The sequence below is a fragment of the Variovorax sp. Varisp36 genome, assembly GCF_047304235.1.
GTDB lineage: Bacteria > Pseudomonadota > Gammaproteobacteria > Burkholderiales > Burkholderiaceae_C > Variovorax.
In genome coordinates this window covers 95,198-115,387 of the sequence record NZ_JBGLYU010000005.1, presented here as the reverse complement: position 1 = coordinate 115,387, position 20,190 = coordinate 95,198, and the positions used below count along the sequence as shown (strand labels likewise).

The 20,190-nt window shown below is 68.1% G+C and carries 18 protein-coding genes; 12 read left to right on the top strand and 6 right to left on the bottom strand.

The window, feature by feature from the left end:
* The first annotated feature begins 148 nt into the window (after positions 1 to 148).
* Complete coding sequence (locus tag ACCD11_RS05095; protein ID WP_413312721.1) at positions 149 to 1,882, top strand: cytochrome c biogenesis protein DipZ; 1,734 nt, start codon at positions 149 to 151, stop codon at positions 1,880 to 1,882.
* A 225-nt stretch (positions 1,883 to 2,107) separates the two neighbouring features.
* Here the strand turns inward: ACCD11_RS05095 and ACCD11_RS05090 are convergent, their stop codons facing one another.
* Positions 2,108 to 2,434: a hypothetical protein gene (locus ACCD11_RS05090; protein ID WP_413312719.1), complete on the bottom strand. Its 327-nt coding sequence runs from the start codon at positions 2,432 to 2,434 to the stop codon at positions 2,108 to 2,110.
* Positions 2,435 to 2,615: 181 nt separating this feature from the next.
* Here ACCD11_RS05090 and ACCD11_RS05085 point away from each other — a divergent pair, with 181 nt between their 5' ends.
* The 11 genes from ACCD11_RS05085 to ACCD11_RS05035 all read left to right on the top strand — a co-directional run bounded on the left by ACCD11_RS05085 (position 2,616) and on the right by ACCD11_RS05035 (position 13,493).
* Positions 2,616 to 2,972, top strand: coding sequence for a hypothetical protein (locus ACCD11_RS05085; RefSeq protein WP_413312718.1), 357 nt, complete (start codon positions 2,616 to 2,618; stop codon positions 2,970 to 2,972).
* A gap of 211 nt (positions 2,973 to 3,183) precedes the next feature.
* Complete coding sequence (locus ACCD11_RS05080) at positions 3,184 to 4,515, top strand: M20 metallopeptidase family protein (RefSeq protein ID WP_413312716.1); 1,332 nt, start codon at positions 3,184 to 3,186, stop codon at positions 4,513 to 4,515.
* Positions 4,516 to 4,671: 156 nt separating this feature from the next.
* Positions 4,672 to 6,327: a long-chain-fatty-acid--CoA ligase gene (locus ACCD11_RS05075; RefSeq protein ID WP_413312715.1), complete on the top strand. Its 1,656-nt coding sequence runs from the start codon at positions 4,672 to 4,674 to the stop codon at positions 6,325 to 6,327.
* A gap of 93 nt (positions 6,328 to 6,420) precedes the next feature.
* Entirely contained in the window at positions 6,421 to 7,650 is a 1,230-nt protein-coding gene (locus ACCD11_RS05070; RefSeq protein WP_413312714.1) for an ABC transporter substrate-binding protein, read from the top strand.
* Positions 7,651 to 7,664: 14 nt separating this feature from the next.
* Positions 7,665 to 8,552 (top strand): SMP-30/gluconolactonase/LRE family protein, encoded by an 888-nt coding sequence (locus ACCD11_RS05065; RefSeq protein WP_413312713.1) that lies wholly within the window; start codon positions 7,665 to 7,667, stop codon positions 8,550 to 8,552.
* Positions 8,553 to 8,565: 13 nt separating this feature from the next.
* Positions 8,566 to 9,318 carry an SDR family NAD(P)-dependent oxidoreductase gene (locus tag ACCD11_RS05060; protein WP_413312711.1) on the top strand — a complete coding sequence of 251 codons (753 nt, stop codon included), beginning with the start codon at positions 8,566 to 8,568 and terminating at the stop codon, positions 9,316 to 9,318.
* A 20-nt stretch (positions 9,319 to 9,338) separates the two neighbouring features.
* Positions 9,339 to 10,088 carry an ABC transporter ATP-binding protein gene (locus tag ACCD11_RS05055; RefSeq protein WP_413312709.1) on the top strand — a complete coding sequence of 250 codons (750 nt, stop codon included), beginning with the start codon at positions 9,339 to 9,341 and terminating at the stop codon, positions 10,086 to 10,088.
* A complete protein-coding gene (locus ACCD11_RS05050) occupies positions 10,081 to 10,809 on the top strand; it encodes an ABC transporter ATP-binding protein (RefSeq protein ID WP_413312708.1) in 729 nt (242 codons plus the stop codon). The genes ACCD11_RS05055 and ACCD11_RS05050 overlap by 8 nt, the downstream gene beginning before the upstream one ends.
* A 31-nt stretch (positions 10,810 to 10,840) precedes the next feature.
* A complete protein-coding gene (locus ACCD11_RS05045; RefSeq protein ID WP_007833006.1) occupies positions 10,841 to 11,722 on the top strand; it encodes a branched-chain amino acid ABC transporter permease in 882 nt (293 codons plus the stop codon).
* Between the two features lie 11 nt (positions 11,723 to 11,733).
* Positions 11,734 to 12,690 carry a branched-chain amino acid ABC transporter permease gene (locus ACCD11_RS05040; RefSeq protein WP_413312707.1) on the top strand — a complete coding sequence of 319 codons (957 nt, stop codon included), beginning with the start codon at positions 11,734 to 11,736 and terminating at the stop codon, positions 12,688 to 12,690.
* Positions 12,691 to 12,701: 11 nt separating this feature from the next.
* Positions 12,702 to 13,493: an SDR family NAD(P)-dependent oxidoreductase gene (locus ACCD11_RS05035; protein ID WP_413312706.1), complete on the top strand. Its 792-nt coding sequence runs from the start codon at positions 12,702 to 12,704 to the stop codon at positions 13,491 to 13,493.
* 38 nt (positions 13,494 to 13,531) lie between these two features.
* On the opposite strand, the gene ACCD11_RS05030 is transcribed toward ACCD11_RS05035, so the two are convergent.
* From ACCD11_RS05030 to ACCD11_RS05010, 5 genes are all read right to left on the bottom strand, one after another.
* Positions 13,532 to 15,205 (bottom strand): flavin-containing monooxygenase, encoded by a 1,674-nt coding sequence (locus tag ACCD11_RS05030; protein WP_413312704.1) that lies wholly within the window; start codon positions 15,203 to 15,205, stop codon positions 13,532 to 13,534.
* Positions 15,206 to 15,335: 130 nt separating this feature from the next.
* Positions 15,336 to 16,091, bottom strand: coding sequence for an IclR family transcriptional regulator (locus tag ACCD11_RS05025; protein WP_413312703.1), 756 nt, complete (start codon positions 16,089 to 16,091; stop codon positions 15,336 to 15,338).
* Between the two features lie 73 nt (positions 16,092 to 16,164).
* Complete coding sequence (locus ACCD11_RS05020; protein ID WP_413312702.1) at positions 16,165 to 17,373, bottom strand: porin; 1,209 nt, start codon at positions 17,371 to 17,373, stop codon at positions 16,165 to 16,167.
* Between the two features lie 145 nt (positions 17,374 to 17,518).
* Entirely contained in the window at positions 17,519 to 18,082 is a 564-nt protein-coding gene (locus tag ACCD11_RS05015) for a nuclear transport factor 2 family protein (protein ID WP_413312700.1), read from the bottom strand.
* Positions 18,072 to 20,183 carry an acetate--CoA ligase family protein gene (locus ACCD11_RS05010; protein ID WP_413312699.1) on the bottom strand — a complete coding sequence of 704 codons (2,112 nt, stop codon included), beginning with the start codon at positions 20,181 to 20,183 and terminating at the stop codon, positions 18,072 to 18,074. Before ACCD11_RS05010 ends, ACCD11_RS05015 begins: the two co-directional genes overlap by 11 nt.
* Between the last annotated feature and the right edge of the window lie 7 nt (positions 20,184 to 20,190).

The window sequence follows — 20,190 nt, the reverse complement described above, 5'->3', positions numbered from 1 at the left end:
CCGGCTGCGCGGCAGCCGCCGCAGCAGCACCACCGACCGAAGAAGAAAGAGAAGAGCGGCTCGCATGGCGAGACCGCGAAGGGCCCCGCTCGCTCTCGACTTCCTGTTTAGCCCTTCATCGACAACATTCACCGACTGGAATCCGATCATGCTGCTCCTCATCGTTGCCTACCTCGGTGGCGTGCTCACCATCCTGAGCCCGTGCATCCTGCCCGTGCTCCCGTTCGTGTTCGCGCGCGCCGACCGGCCGTTCCGCTCGCACGGCCTTCCCATGCTGCTGGGGATGGCGCTGGCGTTCTCGGCCATTGCCACGCTCGCGGCCGTGGGCGGCGGCTGGGTCGTGGCGCTCAACCAGTACGGGCGCTATGCCGCGATTGCGATGCTCGCGGTATTCGGCGTGACGCTGCTGTTTCCGTCGGTGGCCGACCGGTTGAGCCGGCCGCTGGTGGCACTCGGCCTGAGGCTGGCGGGGCCAGCACCGGAAACAAAGGCGTCGGTGTTCTCGCCGCTCCTGCTGGGGGTTGGCACGGGGCTGCTGTGGGCGCCTTGCGCGGGGCCGATCCTCGGACTGATCCTGACGGGCGCGGCGCTCAACGGCGCAAGCATCGGCACCTCGCTGCTGCTGCTGGCCTACGCGGCAGGTGCGTGCACCTCGCTGGCGGCCGCGCTGCTCTTCGGCGGGCGGCTGTTCTCGGCGATGAAGGGCTCGCTGCGCACCGGCGAATGGGTGCGGCGTGCAGCCGGCGTGGCCGTGCTCGCGGGTGTCGGCGCCATCGCGCTGGGGCTGGACACCGGGCTGCTCAGCCGCCTGTCGGTCGGCACCACTTCGGCCTTGGAGAAAGCACTTGTGGAGAAGATCGGCATGCCAATGCCGATCCCCGTGCCGTTGTCGCAACCTCGCGCACCGGCGCTGCCCGACGAAGGCGGCCTTCCTTCGCTCGCGGGCGCCACCGAATGGCTGAACTCCGCCCCGCTGACCGCCGAGATCCTGCGCGGCAAGGTGGTGCTGGTCGACTTCTGGACCTACTCGTGCATCAACTGCCTGCGCACCCTGCCCTACGTTCGTGCCTGGGCCGAGAAGTACAAGGATGCGGGACTGGTGGTCGTCGGCGTGCATGCGCCGGAGTTCGCGTTCGAGAAGCTGCCCGCCAACGTGCGCCGCGCGACGAAGGACCTGGGCATCGGTTTCCCCGTGGCCATCGACAGCGGCTACGCGATCTGGCGCGCCTTCGGCAACCAGTACTGGCCGGCGTTCTACATCGTCGATGCGCAGGGGCGCATCCGGCATCACCAGTTCGGCGAGGGCCAGTATGCGAAGGCGGAACAGGTCATCCAGCAGTTGCTGGCGGAAGCGGGGCGGCCCGCCGTGCCGGCCGACCTGGTCTCGCCGCAAGGCCAGGGCACGCAGGCCGCGCCGGCCAAATCGCCGGCCCTGTCGGGCGAAACCTACCTGGGCTACGAGCGCGCGCACAACTTCGCTTCGCCCGGCGGCATATCGAACGACCATGCGCACGTCTATTCAGCGGCTGCGCCATCGCTGCGCACCAACCAATGGGCACTGGCAGGTGAATGGACGGTGGAGAGCGAACGCGCGGTGCTGGTCCGCGCCAACGGGCGCATCGCCTACCGCTTCCATGCACGCGACCTGCACCTCGTGCTCGGCCCGTCGGCCGATGGCAAGCTGGTGCGCTTCAGGGTGCTGGTCGACGGCAAGCCTCCGCTCGCGGACCACGGCGCCGATACCGATGCGCAGGGCAACGGCACCATCGACGGGCAGCGGCTGTACCAGCTGGTGCGCCAGGCGGCGAACGACAGGGAGCGCCTGTTCGAGATTGAATTCCTCGATGCCGGCGCGCAGGCCTACGTGTTCACCTTCGGCTGAGTGCCTCGCGGCAGCGGGCGCGTGCCCCTTTCACAGGTGCTGAGCCACCAGCACCACGGCTCCGGCGATAGAGATGACGCCCCCAACGAACTTCCTGAATGCCTTCATGGCGTTCTCCTTTAATGAGGCTCCATGGTGCCGCGTGGCTGTGCGTTCGTGGGTTGGGAATTCTCATGTGCAGGATAGAAAAACCCAACCCGCAAGGCATTGCTCGGTCGTCGGCATCTACGACCGGGCACTCGGCAAGAAAAGCCGCGCCCTCGCGAACTGGCTGGCGCGAAGCCTCACGCGCTCCACTGCCGCTTCCAGCGTGGGCTGCTGCATGAATACGAGCACTCCCTGCTTGAGCCCGCGAAGGCTCAGCTCGGCAACGCCGGCGTAGCGGCCGTTCGTGGTCCGCTGGATATCGATGCGGCTCGACCAGCCATCGGGCAGTTTGACGAGAAGCTGTAGCTGTTGTGTGACGCTCATGAGGGCGCCGAGGATAGGCGCCGCGACGTTGGCCCCCAAGGAAATAGTTCCTTGGTATTCGAGATACTTCAAGGTTGGCATCGAGTGAATCTCCGGACCCATCCTCTTTGCAAACTGAGCAAGTTCAGTTCTGACAATCGTGAAATGCGTCCCTGTCTGGAGCTCGCCGCCTCCGATGGCATGGCCGAAGAGTCAACCGACATGCGGCGAGGACGTTGACAGCCACATGCACGTGTTTTCGTGTGACCCTTGAGGTGCAATCATGAAAAAAGCCCTGATCCTGTTGGCTGCCGGAACTGTCTTCACCGCTTCGGTCTTTGCGCAGCAGCCACCGGCTGCAGCAGCAACGACGAGCCCCGCTCCCGCTGCAAAAATGGCACCAGCACCGGCACCAGCCGCTGCGCCCGCGGCCGCAGCACCCGCAGCCGCAGCGCCCGCGGCCAAACCCGCAACGACCACCACGGCAGCAGCACCTGCCGCAGGCCAGGTCTGGGTCAACGGCAAGGTCTATCACTGCGCGACCGACAAGTACTTCGGCAAGACGAAGCACGGCTCGTACATGTCGGAGGCCGACGCAAAGGCCAAGGGCGCTCACGCAGCCCACGGCAAGGCCTGCTGAACGTCGCAATGCCGGGGCGCGGGCTGCTTCGCGCCCGTGCCCCGGCGAAAACCCACGAGCAGACAGCGGCCTGCTGCTCCCCTCGCTTTCCCCCCGCTCCCTTCGTTGTGGCTATCGGCCGAAACTGCTAGCATCAGTTAACTTACCGGCCGGCATATAAAACAAACCTCCAGCCTCGGCGGCCCGTGGCGCACCACAACAAGGCACCCTCATGCGACTCTTCAAACAAACCCTGTGTGCGGCCGCGATGGGCATCGTGTTGGCTTCGGCGGCGACGCCGCAACCCTTGCTCGATCGTGCGCTCGCCCTGTCCGATGCCGCGGAGCCCAACGTGATCGCATGGCGCCGGCATATCCACCAGCACCCCGAGCTGGCCTACGAAGAGGTCGAGACGGCCAGGTACATCGCCGCAGTCCTGGCGAAGATTCCCGGCATCGAAGTGCAGACCGGCATCGCCGGAACCGGCATCAAGGCGGTGCTTCGCGGCGGCAAGCACGGCCCGGTGGTGGCGCTGCGCGCCGACATGGATGCCCTTCCCGTCGAGGAGCGCAACGACCTGCCGTTCCGCTCGAAGGCCAAGGCCATGTGGCGTGGCCAGGAGGTGTCGGTGGCGCACGTCTGCGGCCACGACACCCACGTGGCGATGCTGCTGGGCGCGGCGCAGGCGTTCTCGGCCATGCGCGCCGAACTGCCCGGCACGGTGGTGTTCCTGTTCCAGCCGGCCGAGGAGATCGGCCCCGGCGACCGCCCGAGCGGCGCGCTGGCCATGGTCAAGGCGGGCGTGCTCGACAACCCCAAGGTCGACATCGTGCTGGGCCAGCACATCGGCTCGCAAGCGCCCAAGGGTTCGATCTCTTATCGCCCAGGCGCGATGCTGGCCAGCATCGATGTGTTCGACATCAAGCTCAGCGGTGCGGGCGGACACGGCGCCGCGCCCTGGGCCGCCAACTCGCCGATGCTGGCGGCGGCGGAGATCACGCTGGGCCTGCAGAACATCGTGAGCCATCGCACCAACCCGACCATTGACGGCGGCGCCACCGTGGTCACGGTGGGCATGCTGCAAAGCGGCAACCGCTTCAACATCCTGCCCGAGACCGCCGAACTCTCCGGCACGGTGCGCGCGCTGTCGGCGCAGAACCAGAAGACGGCCCACGAGCAGATCCGCATGAAGGCCGAGCACATCGCAGCCAGCTATGGCGTGAAGGCCGACGTGCGCATCGACACCGGCGGCGGCTATGGCGTGCTGGTCAACGACGTACCGTCCACCCTGGCGCTGGTCGATGGCCTGAAGGCCGCAGCGGGCAAGGACAAGGTCGCGGAAATCCTGCCGTCGATGGGCTCCGAGGACTTCGGCGCGTTCGGCGCCACGGGCATCCCGGTGGTCTTCTGGATCCTCAACGCCTCGCCCTATCCGGACCGCGCGGGTCCGACGAACCACTCGCCGCTGTTCACCATCGACGAGTCGGCCATGCGCATCGGCGTGCGCGCGCTGACCAGCGCAACCCTCGCCCAGATGACGCGTGCCAACGGCACGTCGCCTTGAAGACAGCCGACGGCTGATCCCCGGGTTTCCCCCGACCCACCCGCGTTGTGGCTGTCAGCCAAAACTGCTAGCATGAATTAACTTACCGGCCGGCATGTAAAAACAAGCATCGAGGCCGGCGGCCGAGACCACAGAACCAGAGACGCGAGACAACGAATGAACGCCCTGATGCAAGACAACGCGCTGCTGATTTCCAGCCTGCTGGAACACGCGGCCCGCCATCATCCGGACGTCGAGATCGTCTCGCACCTCGACATGCGGACCTGCGTGCGAACCACCTGGCGCAAGGTGGCGCTGCGCGCGGCCAGGCTCGCCTCCGCCCTGCGGACGCTCGGCATCCAGCCCGGCGCACGCGTCGCGACGCTGGCCTGGAACACGCACCGGCACCTCGAGCTCTACTACGCCGCCTCGGGCATGGGCGCGGTGCTCCACACCGTGAACCCGCGGCTCTTTCCCGAGCAGATCGGCTACATCGTCAACCACGCGGCCGACGAGTTGGTCTTCTTCGACCTGGGCTTTGCGCCGCTGCTCGAGCAGGTCGCACCGCAGCTGAAATCGGTCAAGGGATTCGTGGCGATGTGTTCGCGCGCGGAGCTGCCTGCGCTGAACCTGCCCGGCCCCCTGCTGTGCTACGAAGACCTCGTGGCCGATGCCGAGCCACTCGCCGAATGGCCCTCGCTCGACGAGAACACCGCCTCGTCGCTGTGCTACACCTCCGGCACCACGGGCAACCCCAAGGGCGTGCTCTACAGCCACCGTTCGACGGTGCTGCACTCGTGGGCCGCCTGTGCCGCCGATGGCCTGCAGCTGTGCGCGCGCGACAGCGTGCTGCTCGCGGTGCCGATGTTCCATGTGAACGCCTGGGGCATTCCCTACGCGGCGGCCATGTGCGGCGCCAAGCTGGTGCTGCCGGGCCCGGACCTCGGCGGCGAGCGCCTCTTCAACCTGATGCGTGACGAGCGCTGTACCTTCTCGCTCGGCGTACCGACCGTGTGGCTGGGCTTCTTCCAGCACGCGGAGAAGCTCGATGCGGCTGCGCGCGCCGGCCTGTGCCTCGAGCGTGTCGTGGTTGGCGGCTCCGCCGCGCCGCGCGCCATCGTCGAAAAGTTCGAGCACCTGTTCGGCGCCTACGTGATCCAGGCCTGGGGCATGACCGAGACCAGCCCGCTGGCCACCATCTGCAACCTGCTGCCGCGCCACGACGGCATTCCCCTGGAAGAGCGCTTCGACGTACAGACCCGCCAGGGACGCGCCATCTTCGGCGTGGAGATCGCGGTGTTCGACGCCGAAGGCCGCCGGCTGCCCGCCGACGACCACACGCCCGGGGAACTGAAGGTGCGCGGTCCCTGGGTCGTGTCGGCCTACTACGGCCAGGAGCCCGGCGCCGAGCTCGACGCGAACGGCTGGTTCGCCACCGGCGACGTCGCGCTGATCGACAAGGACGGCTACGTGCAGATCACTGATCGCTCGAAGGACGTGATCAAGTCGGGCGGCGAATGGATCTCCTCCATCGACCTCGAGAACCTCGCGGTCGGCCATCCCAAGGTGAAGGAAGCCGCAGTGATCGGCGCGTACCACAGCAAGTGGCAGGAGCGCCCGTTGCTGATCGTGGTACCGAACGAAGGCGCAGAGGTCACGGCTGCGGAAATCCTCGGCTTCATGCAGGACCGCGTGGCCCGCTGGTGGATGCCCGACGACGTGGTCTTCGTCGACGAACTGCCCCACACCGCCACCGGCAAGCTGTTGAAGACACGGCTGCGTGAGCAGTTCCAGGGCCACCGGCTGCCGACCGACGCGGCCGTTGCCGACTGAGGTTCGGGCGCCCCCCAAACGCGCCCCCGACGCCCGCCGGTGCTGCGGCCGAGTTCACGCGACAGCAACCCTGAAAACAATGGAGAGACAAGCATGCAACATCGATTCCGGCTCGCGGCCTCTGCGGCCATTCTTCTCGCCTGCGCTGCGGCTGCTGCGCAGGGCACCCCGAATACCATCAGCGACGACGTCGTGCGCATCGGCGTCATGGCCGACCAGACCGGCCCCTACTCGGGCAATGGCGGCCCCGGCTCTTCGCTGGCCGTGAAGATGGCGGTCGAGGACTTCGGCGGCAAGGTGCTCGGCAAGCCCGTCGAGGTGCTGGTGGCCGACGACCAGAACAAGCCCGACGTGGGCCTGAACATCGCGCGCAAGTGGCTGGACACCGAGAAGGTCGACACCATCGTCGGCGGCTCGGCCTCGTCGATCGCGCTGGGGGTCTCGTCGCTGCTCAAGGAGCGCAAGAAGCCGTACCTGATTGCCGGCACGGTGAGCGCGGAGCTCACCAACAAGTCGTGCTCGCCGATGAACTTCCAGTTCCTCACGGACACCTATGCGCTGCCCAAGGCGGGCGTGCAAAGCCTGATGAAGCAGGGCGTGAAGAGCTTCTACTTCATCACCGTGGACTACGCCTTCGGCCAGGCCTTCCAGGACGACGCCACCAAGTTCATCCAGGCCGCCGGCGGCAAGGTGGTGGGCTCGGTCAAGCATCCGCTGGGCGCCACCGACTTCTCGTCGTACCTGCTGCAGGCGCAGTCCAGCGGCGCGCAGGCCATCGTCATCCTCAACGCCGGCCTCGACCTGTCGAACGCGTTGAAGCAGGCGGCCGAGTACAAGCTCACGCGCAACGGCCAGATGGTGTCGGTGTTCGGCATGACCATCAACAGCGTGTCGGCCATGGGCCTGGACGTGGCCCAGGGCCTGCAGCTCACGGTGCCGTTCTACTGGGACCGCGACGACGCCTCGCGCGAATGGTCGAAGCGCTTCATGGCGCGCAACAAGGGCGTGGTGCCAACCTATATTCACGCCGGCGCCTACAGCGCGACCATGCACTACCTGAATGCGGTCAAGGCCGCCGGCACCGACGACGGCGCCACGGTCGCGGCGAAGATGAAGGCCACGCCGATCAACGATTTCTTCTCGAAGGACGTCAAGATCCGCGAGGACGGCCAGGCGCTGCGCCCGGTGTATGCCGTGCAGGTGAAGAAGCCGGCCGAGTCGAAGGGTGCGAACGACTACTACGCGGTGCGCGCCGAGATTCCACCCGAACAGACCTGGCGTCCGCTGGCCGAGAGCAGCTGCGACTTCATCAAGGGCAAGTGAGCGGTACGGTGGGCATGCAGATCGACATCCTCGAGCTCCGGCGCGACCTGCTCGGCGAATGCCCGCTGTGGGACGCGCGAAGCCAGTCGCTCTACTGGATCGACGGCCGCGCGCAACGCGTGCGCCGCCACACGCCCGCCACCGGCGCCAGCGCCGAGTGGCATGCGTCGCAGCACATCGGCTCGATCGCGTTGTGCGAGAGCGGCCGCCTGCTGCTGGCGCTGGAACACGACTTCTGGCTGCTCGACCCCGACAGTGGCGCGATCGTGCCCATGGACGCGGGCGTCACGCATGCGGCCGATCGCATGCGCCTGAACGACGGCCGTACCGACCGCGCCGGCCGCTTCGTCGTCGGCTCGATGACCCTGGGCCGCGCCGAGCCCGAAGGCGCGCTTTACCAATTGACGGCCGGCGGGGCAGTGAAGACGCTGGACACCGGCATCGCGGTTGCCAATGCCACCTGCTTCAGCCCGGACGGCCGCTGGCTCTACTTCGCGGACAGCCACACGCACCAGATCCGCCGCTATCCCTACGACACGGCCACCGGCACAGCCGGCGCGAGCGAAGTGCTGGTCGATACCCTGCCACTCGGCTCGGTGCCCGACGGCGCCACCGTCGATGCCGAAGGCCACCTGTGGGTGGCGCTGGTGCAGGCCGGCCAGCTCGCGCGCTTCACGCCCGAAGGCCGGCTCGAGCGCACCATCCAGCTGCCGGTGACCTACGTCTCCTGCCCCTGCTTCGGCGGCCCCGGGCTCGACGTGATCTACCTCACGTCGATCAGCAACAGCGGCAACCTGCTGCGCAGCGACCATCCGGACGCGGGCGCGGTGTTCGCCATCCATGGTGTCGGCGTGCGCGGGCTCGAGGAGTCCCGCTTCGCCGACCTCCCTCCCCGCATCTGACAAGGCAGACAACATGACTCGACGTTTCGAAGGCAAGGTGGCGCTGGTCACCGGCGGTGCACGCGGCATCGGCCGCGCCATCTCGGACGCCCTGGCGGCCGAAGGCGCCGTGGTGGGCGTGCTCGACCGGCAGGAAGACCTGGCGCGCGAGGCCGCCGAATCCATCAAGGCCCAAGGCGGCCACGCCGTGGCCTTCGGTGGCGACGTGGCGCGCCGCGACACCTTCGCCCAGTCCATCCCGGCGCTGAAGCAGCAGTTCGACCGCTTCGACATCCTGGTGAACAACGCGATCTGGGTGCGCTACGGCCCCATCGAGGCCATCACGCCCGAGATGCTCGAGCGCATGGTCGGCACCGGCTTCAACTCGGTGGCCTGGGGCATCCAGGTCGCGGCCGAGGCCATGGGCGAAGGCGGCAGCATCGTCAACATCGCCTCGTCGGCGGCCTACCTCGGCCTGCCCGAGGGCATGCTGTACTGCGGCGTGAAGGCGGGCGTGCTGGGCCTCACGCGCTCGGCAGCGGTCGACCTCGGGCCGCGCGGCATCCGCGTCAACGCGATCTGCCCGGGCTCGATCGAGACCGAAGGCGTGAAGATCAACCTGACACCCGAAAAGACCAAGATCCGCCTGGCCAAGACGCCGATGAAGCGGCTCGGCGCGGTGGACGACGTGGCCAAGGCCGCCTGCTTCCTCGCCTCGTCCGACAGCAGCTTCATCACCGGCGAATCGCTGCTGGTCGACGGCGGCGTGACGCACGCCTTTCTCTGAACACCGGGCCCGCCCACGCCATGGACACCATCCTCGAAGCGCACCAGCTCAGCCGGCAGTTCAGCGGCTTCTTCGCCGTGAAGAACGTCGACCTGCGCGTGCGCCGGCATTCCGTACATGCGCTGATCGGCCCCAATGGCGCGGGCAAGACCACCTGCTTCAATCTGCTGACCACCTTCCTGCGGCCCAGCGCCGGGCGCGTGACCTTCAACGGCCGCGACATCTCTCGCAGCGACCCGGCCTCGGTGGCCATGGCCGGCCTGGTGCGCTCGTTCCAGATCTCGGCCGTGTTCGGCCAGATGACGGTGCTGGAGAACGTGCGCGTCGCGCTGCAGAAGAAGGCCGGCGGCAGCTTCGCCTTCTGGCGCAACGTGCGCGTGCTGCGCAGCCTGGACGCGCGCGCCATGGAGCTGCTGGAGCGCGTGGGCCTCGCGCACTGGCGCGACACGATGGCCGGCGAACTGCCCTATGGCCGCAAGCGCGCACTGGAGCTCGCCACCACCATCGCGATGGACCCCGAGATGATCCTGCTCGACGAGCCCATGGCCGGCCTCGGCCACGAGGACATCGGCCCCGTGGTCGAGCTGATCCGCGATGCGGCCAAGGGTCGCACCGTGCTGATGGTCGAGCACAACATGAAGGTCATCGAGGCGCTGTGCGACCGCGTGACCGTGCTGCAGGCCGGCCAGGTGCTGGCCGAAGGCAGTTACGACGAGGTGTCGCGCGACGCCCGCGTGATCGAAGCCTATGTGGGGGGCGCGCATGCCTGAGACCCTGGAAGCGGCGGCCCCCACCGCCATGCTGCGCGTGGACGGCCTGCGCGGCTGGTACGGCGAAACACTGGCGCTGCAGGGCATCGACCTGGAAGTGCATGAAGGCGAAGTGGTCTGCCTGCTCGGGCGCAACGGCGCCGGCAAGACCACCACGCTGCGCGCCATCATGGGTCTGCTCGGGCGGCGCGAAGGACAGATCCGCATCGGCTCGACCCCGTCCATCGGCCTGCAGCCCGAAGCCATTGCGCGGCTCGGGCTGGCCTACTGCCCCGAGGAGCGCGGCATCTTCGCCAGCCTCACGACGCAAGAGAACCTGATGCTGCCGCCGGTGCTGCGCCCGGGCGGCCTGAGCGTGGACGAGATCTACACGCTGTTCCCCAACCTGCTGCAGCGCCGCCACAGCCCCGGCACGCGGCTGTCGGGCGGCGAGCAGCAGATGCTGGCCATCGCGCGCATCCTGCGCACCGGCGCGCGGCTGCTGCTGCTCGACGAGCCGACCGAAGGCCTCGCGCCCGTGATCGTCGAGCGCATCGGCCAGACCATCGGCATGCTGCGCGAGCGCGGCTTCACCGTGCTGATGGTGGAGCAGAACTTCCGCTTCGCATCCACCCTGGCCGATCGCTTCTACGTGATCGAGGAAGGCCAGGTCGCGGCGCACTTCCGCCGCGACGAGCTGGACGCCCAGCGCAGCCGCATCGAGTCCCTGCTGGGGCTCTGAGCAAAGCAACCAACGCAGGACACACCACAAGATGGACGGGCTACTCGGAATTCCCCCGGCGGCACTGATCGGGCAGCTGATGGTCGGACTCATCAACGGCGCCTTCTACGCGCTGATGAGCCTGGGGCTGTCGATCATCTTCGGGCTGCTGCGCGTGGTGAACTTCGCGCACGGCGCGCAGTACATGCTGGGCGCCTTCGTCACCTGGGGGCTGCTGGAGTACCTGGGCATCGGCTACTGGGGCGCGATCGTCATCGCGCCGCTGGTGGTGGCGGCCTTCGGGCTGCTGTTCGAGCGCTGGATGCTGCGGCGCCTGTACACGCTGGACCATGTCTACGCGCTGCTGCTGACCTTCGGCGTCGCCTTGCTCATGGAGGGCGCGTTCCGCCTGCAGTTCGGCGTGAGCGGTCAGCCCTACCCCAACCCGCTGTCGGGCGGCCTGGACGTGGGCGTCACCTTCCTGCCGATGTACCGCGTGTGGGTCATCGTGGCCGCGCTGGCAGTGTGCATGGGCACCTGGTTCTTCATCGAGAAGACGAAGCTCGGCGCCTACCTGCGCGCCGCCAACGAGAACGCACCGCTGGTGCGCACCTTCGGCATCAACGTGCCGCGCATGCTGATGCTGACCTACGGTCTCGGCGTGGGCCTTGCCGGCCTCAGCGGCGTGATGGCCGCGCCCATCTACCAGGTGAGCCCGCTGATGGGTTCGAACCTGATCATCGTGGTGTTCGCGGTGGTGGTGATCGGCGGCATGGGCTCGATCCTCGGCTCGATCGTCACGGGCTTCGGCCTCGGCGCGATCGAAGGGCTCACCAAGATCTTCTATCCGGACGGTGCCGGCGTCGTCATCTTCGTCGTGATGATCCTGGTCCTCGCGGTCCGCCCCCACGGCCTGTTCGGCCGCGCCTACTGAAGAAAGCCGACATGGACGCTCTCCACCGCCGCACGAACATCGCATTGCTGGCAGCCGCCCTGGCGGCGCTCGCCATCGCGCCCTTCGCGGTCTATCCGATGTTCCTCATGAAGCTGATGTGCTTCGCGCTGCTCGCCGCCTCGGTCAACCTGCTGGTGGGCTATGTGGGCCTGCTGTCCTTCGGCCACGCCATGTTCTACGGCACCGCGGGCTACGTCACGGCGCACGCGGTCAAGGTCTGGGGCTGGGACGGCATGGCGGGCATCCTGGCGGGCGTGGCCACGGCGACGCTCGTCGGGCTGGTCACGGGCCTGCTGGCCATTCGCCGCCAGGGCATCTACTTCTCGATGATCACGCTGGCCTTCGCGCAGTTGGTGTACTTCATTGCGCTGCGCATGCCCTTCACCGGCGGGGAAGACGGCATCCAGGAGATCGCGCGCCCGATGGTGCTGGGCCTGTTCTCGCTGCAGAACACCCTGGTGCTCTACTACTTCGTCGCGGCGCTGATCGTGTTCGGCTTCTGGCTGATCTACCGCGTGGTGCATTCGCCCTTCGGCCAGATCCTTCGCGCCATCCGCGACAACGAGCCGCGCGCCCAGTCGCTGGGCTACCGCGTCAACCGCTACAAGCTGCTGGCCTTCGTGCTGTCGGCCGGGCTGGCGGGGCTGGCCGGTTCGCTCAAGGTGCTGGTGTTCCAGCTCGCCTCGCTGACCGACGTGCACTGGGCCACCTCGGGCGAGGCGCTGCTGATCTGCATCGTCGGCGGCATGCACACGCTGCTCGGGCCGGTCGTCGGCTCGATCGTCATCGTGTCGATGGAGAACTACCTCGCCTCGTTCGCCGAATGGGTGCTGATCATCCAGGGCGTCGTCTTCGTGCTGGTCGTCATGCTGTTCCGCAAGGGCATCGTCGGCCAGTTCCATTCGCATCTCGCCGCGCGCCGGCAGCGCCGCGCCGCGGCTTCCTGAGGAGCATGCCCATGGCAGCCCACGACCTTCCCTCCACCTGGCCGGCCACGCCCGGCCTGCTGTCCGGCCGGCTGGCGCTGGTGACCGGCGCCGCCAGCGGCATCGGCCGCGCCATCGCAACGGCCTATGCCCAGGCGGGCGCGCGCGTCGTCGTGACCGACCTGAGCAGCGATCGCTGCGCCGAAACGCTGGCGGCCGTGCGCGCCGCCGGCGTCGAGGGCTGGGCCTACGCGCTCGATGTGTCCGATGCCCAGGCCTGCGTCGCGCTGGCCGAGGCGGTGCATGACACCGCGGGCGACATCGACACGCTGGTCAACAACGCCGGCGTGATCATCCGCGAAGGCATCGACAGCCCGCGTGCGCAGGAGAACCTGCACCGCACGATGGACGTGAACCTGTTCGGCGTATTCAACACCGTGCATGCGTGGCTGCCGGCCTTGCGGCGCACGCGGGGCTGCATCCTCAACGTGGCCTCGGGGGCCGCGTTCATCGCCCAGGGCGGCGCGCTGGGCTACTCGGCCTCCAAGGCCGCGGTGAAGATGTTCACGCAGACGCTGGCGCTCGACCTTGCGCCGGACGGCATCCGCGTCAACGCGCTCGCGCCCGGCGTGATCGAAACGCCCATGACCGAAGCCACGCGCGCCGATCCGGCGCGGCTGGGCCGATTCATGCAGCGCATTCCGGCCGGCCGGCTGGGCCAGCCGCACGAGCTCGCGGGGCCCGCGGTGTTCCTGGCCTCCGGGCTGGCGAGTTTCGTCAACGGCGTCACCTTGCCGGTGGACGGCGGCACGCTGGCCGTGTAAGGCCCCGGGACCCGCAACAGCGGGTCCACGCCTTGGCATCAGGCCGCTAGTGCTTGCTGCGCGCGTTCGAACACGAAGTCGCGATAACCGCCCTGCGCCGCCGCGGCGCAATGCTCCCGGTACTTCAGGAAGCCGCCCGTGAAGAGCGTGAGCCCTTGCGGCTTGTCCTTCACGTTCGCGCCGACGTACCAGGTCTTGGCCTTGGTCAGCAGTGTGCGCTGCGAGAGCGCGTAGACAAGGTCCATCCAGGCTTGCTCGGCCTGCGCGGTCGGCTCGATGGTCGACAGGCCGTTCTCTTCCATGTGCGTCATGGCCGCCGCGATCCAGTCGACGTCGTGCTCGCTGATGCGGATGATGTTGGCGAGCGCGGCCGGGCCGTTCGGTCCGGTGGTCATGAACAGGTTCGGAAAGCCTTCCATCATCAGGCCCAGGTGGGAACGCGCGCCGTCCTTCCACTTCTCGTTCATCGTGCGCCCGTCGCGCCCGACGATGTCGAAGGCCAGCAGCGCGCCCGTGAGGCCGTCGTAGCCGGTGGCGAAGATGAGCATGTCGAGCTCGACCTCGCCGGCCTGCGTCTTCACGCCACGCTCGGTGATCTCCACGATCGGGTCGGCGATGCAATCCTTCAGGTGGACGTTGGGCCGGTTGAAGGTCTCGTAGTAGCTGCTGTCCAGGCAGGGGCGGCGCGCGAAGATGGGGTAGCCGCGCGGCTTCAGCTTCTCGGCCGTTACCGGGTCCTTCACGGTCTCGCCGATCTTGCCGCGCACGAATTCGGCCACGTGCTCGTTGGCTTCCGGGTTGGCCAGCAGGTCCGAGAAGGTGCCGAGCATCGCAAGCCCGCCGTTCTTCCAGGCGTCTTCGAGCAGCTGCTGGCGCTGCCTGGGCGTCACGCTGAAGAAGGCCCGCGTGGACTGCGGGCGCACGCCGCCCACCGCGCTGTTGCGGGCCGATTCGCGAATGCTGGCGTAGTTGCGCTTGACCTCGGCCACATAGTCGGGCTCGAGTACTTCGTTGCGCATCGGCATGGTGAAGCTGGGCGTGCGCTGGAACACGAAAAGCTCGCCGGCTTCCTTGCCCACTTCCTGCACGATCTGGATGCCCGTCGATCCGGTGCCGATGACGCCCACGCGCTTGCCCGCGAAACCGACGGGTTGGTGCGGCCACTTGGCGGCGCGCAGCAGCTGGCCCTTGAAGCGGTCGATGCCGGGAATCTCGGGGTCCTTGGGAATCGACAAGGGGCCGGTCGCCATGATGCAGTACGTGGCCTCGTAGGTGTCGCCGCGATCGGTCGTCACGGTCCACAGCTTGCGCGCCTCGTCCCACACCGCGCGGGTCACGCGCGTCTTGAACTGGATGTGCCGGCGCAGGTCGAGCCTGTCGGCCACGAAGTTGATGTACTTCAGCAATTCAGGCTGGGCCGCGAACTGCTCCGACCACGTCCACTCCTGCTCGATCTCGGGAGAGAACGAAAAGCTGTAGTCGATGCTCGGCAGGTCGACGCGCGCACCGGGGTAGCGGTTCCAGTACCAGACACCGCCGACGTCGCCGCCCGCTTCGAAGCCCTGCACCCTGAAGCCCATTTCGCGGAAGCGGTACGTGGCGTACATGCCGCCGAAGCCGGCGCCGACCACGACCACGTCGACGCGCCTGGCGCCGGTCTGCGGGTTCAATGGATGGTGGGATGGATGCAGGTTGATGGGTTCGGCGGTCATGTGTGTCTCCTTGTTGATTCCAGCCACGGCGGGCAGGTTTGCGTGCAAGGGAAATGATGCCCACCGTGGGGAAGCCCATCAAGAAAATCACACTGGCGCTGAACAACATTACATCCGTGATTTCCGCGCCCTATGCGGTCCCGTCTTTGTCCAGCTGCTGCACGAGCCTTCGCATGAGTGCGGTGTAGCGCGCACGATGCGGGCGCATGCGCTCGATGGTCCCGCCCATGCCCAGCACCGCGATGCGCCCCTGCACCAGGCAAGGCAGCACCACGCCGACGGTGGCGCCGCCGAGCAGCGGCATGTTCTCCATGTAGATCGACTTGCGCTCGCGCGCATCGGCCACCTGCGCCGCAACGACTTCCAGCGGCACGCGGTCTTCCTTGCGCGGCGTGGCGATGTTGGCGCGGCGCACGAGCTTCTCGATCTCGGCATCGGAGCGGTCGGTCAGCAGCAGCCACCCCATCGCCGACAGTGTGAGCGGCCGCATGCTTCCCTCGTCGGTGTGAAAGCGCAGCTGGTGCGTCGACTGGATCACGCGGATGTACTGCAGGTAGATGTCGTTGAGCATGCAGATCGACACCGTCTCGCCCGTGGCGCTGTGCAGGTCGCGCATCACCTCGACGACGCGGCCTTGCCCGAACAGCGCCTGCGTGACCCAGTCGCCCAGCGAGGCCACGCGCGGCGTGGGGAAGTACACGCGATCGGCGCGGTTGTAGTTGAGGTAGCCCAGTGCGATGAGGTTCTTCAGCAGCACCGTGGTGCTGGACTGCGGATACCCCAGCGCGTCGCTGATCTGCTTAAGGGCCAGGGGCGTGCGCACCTGTGCGAAATGCTCCAGCACCTGAAGCACCCGCGTGGCCGATTTGACTGTGCCGATGGGCATCGATGTCCTTCAGAAATCACGCATGCGATGGTAGTTGTCGTACATGCGTGTCCTCCACCGGGTGAACCATAGGCTAGAACGCCACGCGCACCCCGACGTGGGTGGCGTGGCTGTTGCCGCCGCGGTCCAGCCCGGCCTGGGAGGTGGCGCCCGTCACCGCATACGCCGCGCCGTTGCGGTTGCGGATGCGGCCGTAGTCGGCGTACAGGCTGGTGCGCTTCGACAGCGCGTAGATGTAGGCGATGCCGAACTGCGTGGCGTCGCGGTTCAACGGCCCCTTGTCATCCACGCGCACCACCTGTGCGAGCACGGTGCTCACGCCAAAGGGCACGGCGATGCCGATCGACGCGCTGCGGTCGTCCTGCCCGCTGTAGTAGCCCACCAGCGGAAAGCCCGCGAACATGAGGTTGTTGTCCGCGGCGGCATGCGTGGCCGGCGTGACCGCAGCGCCCGGATTGCGGAAGGTCGCGTATGAGCCGAACAGCTTGGCCGCACCGAAGTCGTAGGCCGCGGCGGAATGGAACCAATGCAGGGTGCTCGCGTCCGCCAGTTGCCTGTAGGTGGAATAGCCGATGGCGGCGCTCAGCCCGCCCTTGAGGTAGAACACCGACGCGGCCGTGCTCGCGCCGGACCTGGAGCTGGTCGCCGTTCCGCTGGTCACGGTGGTCTCCCCCGGCGAGTAGGACAGCTTGGCGATGAATCCGCCGAAATTCGGCGACTGGTACCAGATGGTGTTGTTGACCCGCCCCGGCGCCGGCTGGATGCCCTGCAGGTTGCCGCCGCCGCCCAGGCCGAAGGCGTCGCCCACCGCCTGCACCTCGGAGCCGATGGCCACCACGGTGCGCCCGAGCCGGATCTCGCCCATCGAGCCCGACAGGCCGACGATCGCTCCGCGGCCGAACGACTTGGCGCCCGCGCCCTGGTTCTGGCCCATCGTTCCCGCATCGGAGTTGAGGCCCATCTCCAGCAGGAAGTTGGAGCGCAGTCCGTCACCCAGGTCTTCGCTGCCCTTGAACCCGAGGCGCGAGCCGTTCATGTGGCCGCTGTCCATCCGTCTCACCCGTCCGCCGGCATTGCTGGCCGATGCCAGGCTCGTGTCGACCAGGCCATACATCGTGAGGCTGGACGGCGAGGCCGCCATGCCGCCCGCCGGCTGCACGATCTGGCGCAACTCTTCTTTCTGTGCCTGCTGGGCCAGCGCTGGCGATGTGCCACAAAGGCCGGTGGCAAAAAGCGTCACGGCGAGCGGCATGCGACGCGGGGTGTTCAAGAAACTCGACAAGATTTGTCTCCTCGTATGGGATTTCTGGTTGCAGGCCCGCCTTGCAAAGGGCCTGGCCGCCGTCAACGCGTGGTTGTCGGCCGGCATGCAGAAAGCCGCCCTGCGGCAATGCCGGGGGCGGAAGTCGAAGAGAACGGAGGTTTCGTCAGGTAGTTGCCGGGGGCAGCGACGCCAGGAGCGCGTACCAGGGGTCGTCGGGCGCGCGCCCGCCGATCGGCTGGCGCACGCCGAAGCGCTCGGCCTCGGTGCCGGCGGGCGCTGCCGACTCGCGGATCCAGTCGTAGGCCACGGTGCGCGCGGCCACCCGCCATTCGCCCGCGCCGCGCCGCTCGAAGCGGTCGATGTAGCGGCCGCACAGGAAGGTCTCGCGCAGCTTGCCCTGCGCGTCGGTGTCGGTCTGGAAGGCCTGGAAGTAGCTCTCCACCGCGGCCTCGGCGCCACGCAGTTCGATCGCGATGTTGCCGATCGAGTGGATCACGCGGCCGCCCTCCTTGAGCTTTGCCAGCGCCCAATCGATGAAGCCGCTGGCGCTGCCGCTGTAGGGGCCGTGGCGATCGGTGGCGTCGGTCCAGTACGACGAGCGCAGCGCGGCCTCGTCGCAGCGGTCGATGCCGCGGCAATAGCGATAGAGGCATGCGCGGATCGCCTCGCGCGCGCTCAGCGCCTCGAGCCGGGCCTCCAGTGCGATCAGGCGTCCTTCAGTCTGCATGCGAATGCTCCTTCGTTTCCGTGCCGCGCAGCACGATCACCGCGTCGAGGCAGGCGGCACCGTCGGTGCGCACCACCAGGGGATTGATGTCGACGCTTTCGAGCTCGTCGGCATGGGCGATGCCGAAGTCGGACAGGCGGCACAGGGCGTCGGCCAGCGCCGCCTCGTCGTAGCGCGGGCCGCCGCGCCAGCCGCGCAGCAGCTGCGTGGAGCGCACGCGCTCGATCAGCGCGGCGGCACGCCCGGGCGTCAACGGCGCGGAGGCGAAGGCCACGTCCTTGAAGAGCTCGACGGCCGTGCCGCCCGAGCCGTACATCACCATCGGCCCGAAGGTCGGGTCGCGGTGGATGCCGAGGATCACCTCGACACCGCCCTGCAGCATCGGCGCGACCAGCACGCCTTCGAGCCGCGCGTCGGGCCGCGCCTTGCGGGCGCGCGCCATCAGCTCGTCGTACGCGGCCTCGACCGCCGCCGCGTCCTGCAGGCGCAGCATGACGCCGCCGACCTCGGTCTTGTGGGGAATGTCGGGCGAGACGATCTTCGCAACCACCGGAAAGCCCAGCGTCCGCGCGGCAGCCGCCGCATCGGCGGCGCTGCGGCACAGGCGCTCGGGCAATACCGGCAGGCCCGCATGCGCCAGCGCGCGCTTGGCACCGTCCTCGGTCGACACGTCGCCGCGCAGCGGCTCAGCAGCCGCACACCGCACGGGCTTGTAAAGCGTTTCGCGGCGTGCACGGATATGCGCGAGCGCGGCCAGCGCACGCACCGCGCGCGACGGGTCCTCGAACACCGGAATGCCGTGCTGTTCGAGCGCGCGGTTGACTTCGGGCTTCGACAGCATCACCAGCACCATGAGCCGGTCCGGATGCCGCTGGCGCTGCGCGATCAGTTCCGCCTGCGTCGAGGCGAAGCGCTCCGGCGAAAGGCCCACGTGAGCGAGGTAGGCGAACACCGCGCCGTAGTCCGCGTGGTCCAGCATGACGCCCACCGTGCGCGACACGCCGCTGGGCACCGAGGTGACCTGCGCCGTCATGTCCAGCGGATTGCTCGCCACCGCGAACGGCAGCAGGTCGAGCGCGGCACGGCGTGCGGCCTCGGGCAGCGGCGGCAGCGCCATGCCGCGCCCACCGGCATCGTCGGCCATCAGCACGCCGATGCCGCCGGAGCCGGTGACGATGCCCATGCCGGCGTTGTGCGGCAGGGCCCGCGCGACCGAGAACGCGTAGGCGATGTCGAGCATCTCCTCGATCGATTCGGGCCGCCATGCGCCGCACTCTGCGAAGACGGTGTCGTAGACCGTGTCGTTGCCGGCCAGCGAACCGGTGTGCGTGGAAGCCGCGGCGGCGCCGACCTCGGTGCGGCCCACTTTCATGATGAGCACGGGCTTGCCCGCAGCCGCGGCCTTCAGCAGCGCGCGCCGAAGGCGCTCGCCGTCGCGGCACGACTCCAGCGCGGCGCAGATGACGCGCGTGTCGGCGTCGTCCACGAGGTAGTCGATGCACTCGGCCACATCGACGTCGCCTTCGTTGCCGGTCGCGATGATCTTGCTGAAACCCAGGCCGCGCAGCGAGGCCATGCCGTAGGCCGCGGAGCCGAAGGCGCCGCTTTGCGTGGCCAGCGCGATGGGCCCGGGCACGGGCTTCAGGCCGTTCAGCGCGGTCGAGAAAGTCGAGAAGAAGCGCGTCGGCACGTTGAGCAGGCCGAGCGAGTTCGGCCCCACCATGCGCACGCCGGCATCGCGGCACATCTGCACCAGGCGGTCCTGCAGCGCACGGCCCGCGGCGTCGATTTCGGCAAAGCCGGCGGTCAGCACCTGGATCGCCTTCACGCCCTTGCCGATGCTGTCGCGCACGGCCGCCTCCACGCCGGCCACCGGCACGGCAATGACGGCCTGGTCGACCGGGTGCGGAATGTCGAGCACGCTGGCGAAGGCGGGCAGGCCCTGGATGGTGTCGCCGCTCTTGTTGACCGGGTAGAGCGGCGCCTCGAAGCCGCCTTCGAGCATGAAGCGCAGCGGTCGTCCGCCGATGCGTTCGGGGTCGGACGAAGCGCCGATCAGCGCCACGGAAGAGGGATTGAAAAGCGAATCGAGCGAATGCACCACAAGC

Coding starts and splice junctions, on each gene's coding strand:
- ACCD11_RS05095 (WP_413312721.1), top strand. CDS start 149: ATGCTGCTCCTCATCGTTGCCTACCTCGGTGGCGTGCTCACCATCCTG.
- ACCD11_RS05090 (WP_413312719.1), bottom strand. CDS start 2,434: ATGCCAACCTTGAAGTATCTCGAATACCAAGGAACTATTTCCTTGGGG.
- ACCD11_RS05085 (WP_413312718.1), top strand. CDS start 2,616: ATGAAAAAAGCCCTGATCCTGTTGGCTGCCGGAACTGTCTTCACCGCT.
- ACCD11_RS05080 (WP_413312716.1), top strand. CDS start 3,184: ATGCGACTCTTCAAACAAACCCTGTGTGCGGCCGCGATGGGCATCGTG.
- ACCD11_RS05075 (WP_413312715.1), top strand. CDS start 4,672: ATGAACGCCCTGATGCAAGACAACGCGCTGCTGATTTCCAGCCTGCTG.
- ACCD11_RS05070 (WP_413312714.1), top strand. CDS start 6,421: ATGCAACATCGATTCCGGCTCGCGGCCTCTGCGGCCATTCTTCTCGCC.
- ACCD11_RS05065 (WP_413312713.1), top strand. CDS start 7,665: ATGCAGATCGACATCCTCGAGCTCCGGCGCGACCTGCTCGGCGAATGC.
- ACCD11_RS05060 (WP_413312711.1), top strand. CDS start 8,566: ATGACTCGACGTTTCGAAGGCAAGGTGGCGCTGGTCACCGGCGGTGCA.
- ACCD11_RS05055 (WP_413312709.1), top strand. CDS start 9,339: ATGGACACCATCCTCGAAGCGCACCAGCTCAGCCGGCAGTTCAGCGGC.
- ACCD11_RS05050 (WP_413312708.1), top strand. CDS start 10,081: ATGCCTGAGACCCTGGAAGCGGCGGCCCCCACCGCCATGCTGCGCGTG.
- ACCD11_RS05045 (WP_007833006.1), top strand. CDS start 10,841: ATGGACGGGCTACTCGGAATTCCCCCGGCGGCACTGATCGGGCAGCTG.
- ACCD11_RS05040 (WP_413312707.1), top strand. CDS start 11,734: ATGGACGCTCTCCACCGCCGCACGAACATCGCATTGCTGGCAGCCGCC.
- ACCD11_RS05035 (WP_413312706.1), top strand. CDS start 12,702: ATGGCAGCCCACGACCTTCCCTCCACCTGGCCGGCCACGCCCGGCCTG.
- ACCD11_RS05030 (WP_413312704.1), bottom strand. CDS start 15,205: ATGACCGCCGAACCCATCAACCTGCATCCATCCCACCATCCATTGAAC.
- ACCD11_RS05025 (WP_413312703.1), bottom strand. CDS start 16,091: ATGCCCATCGGCACAGTCAAATCGGCCACGCGGGTGCTTCAGGTGCTG.
- ACCD11_RS05015 (WP_413312700.1), bottom strand. CDS start 18,082: ATGCAGACTGAAGGACGCCTGATCGCACTGGAGGCCCGGCTCGAGGCG.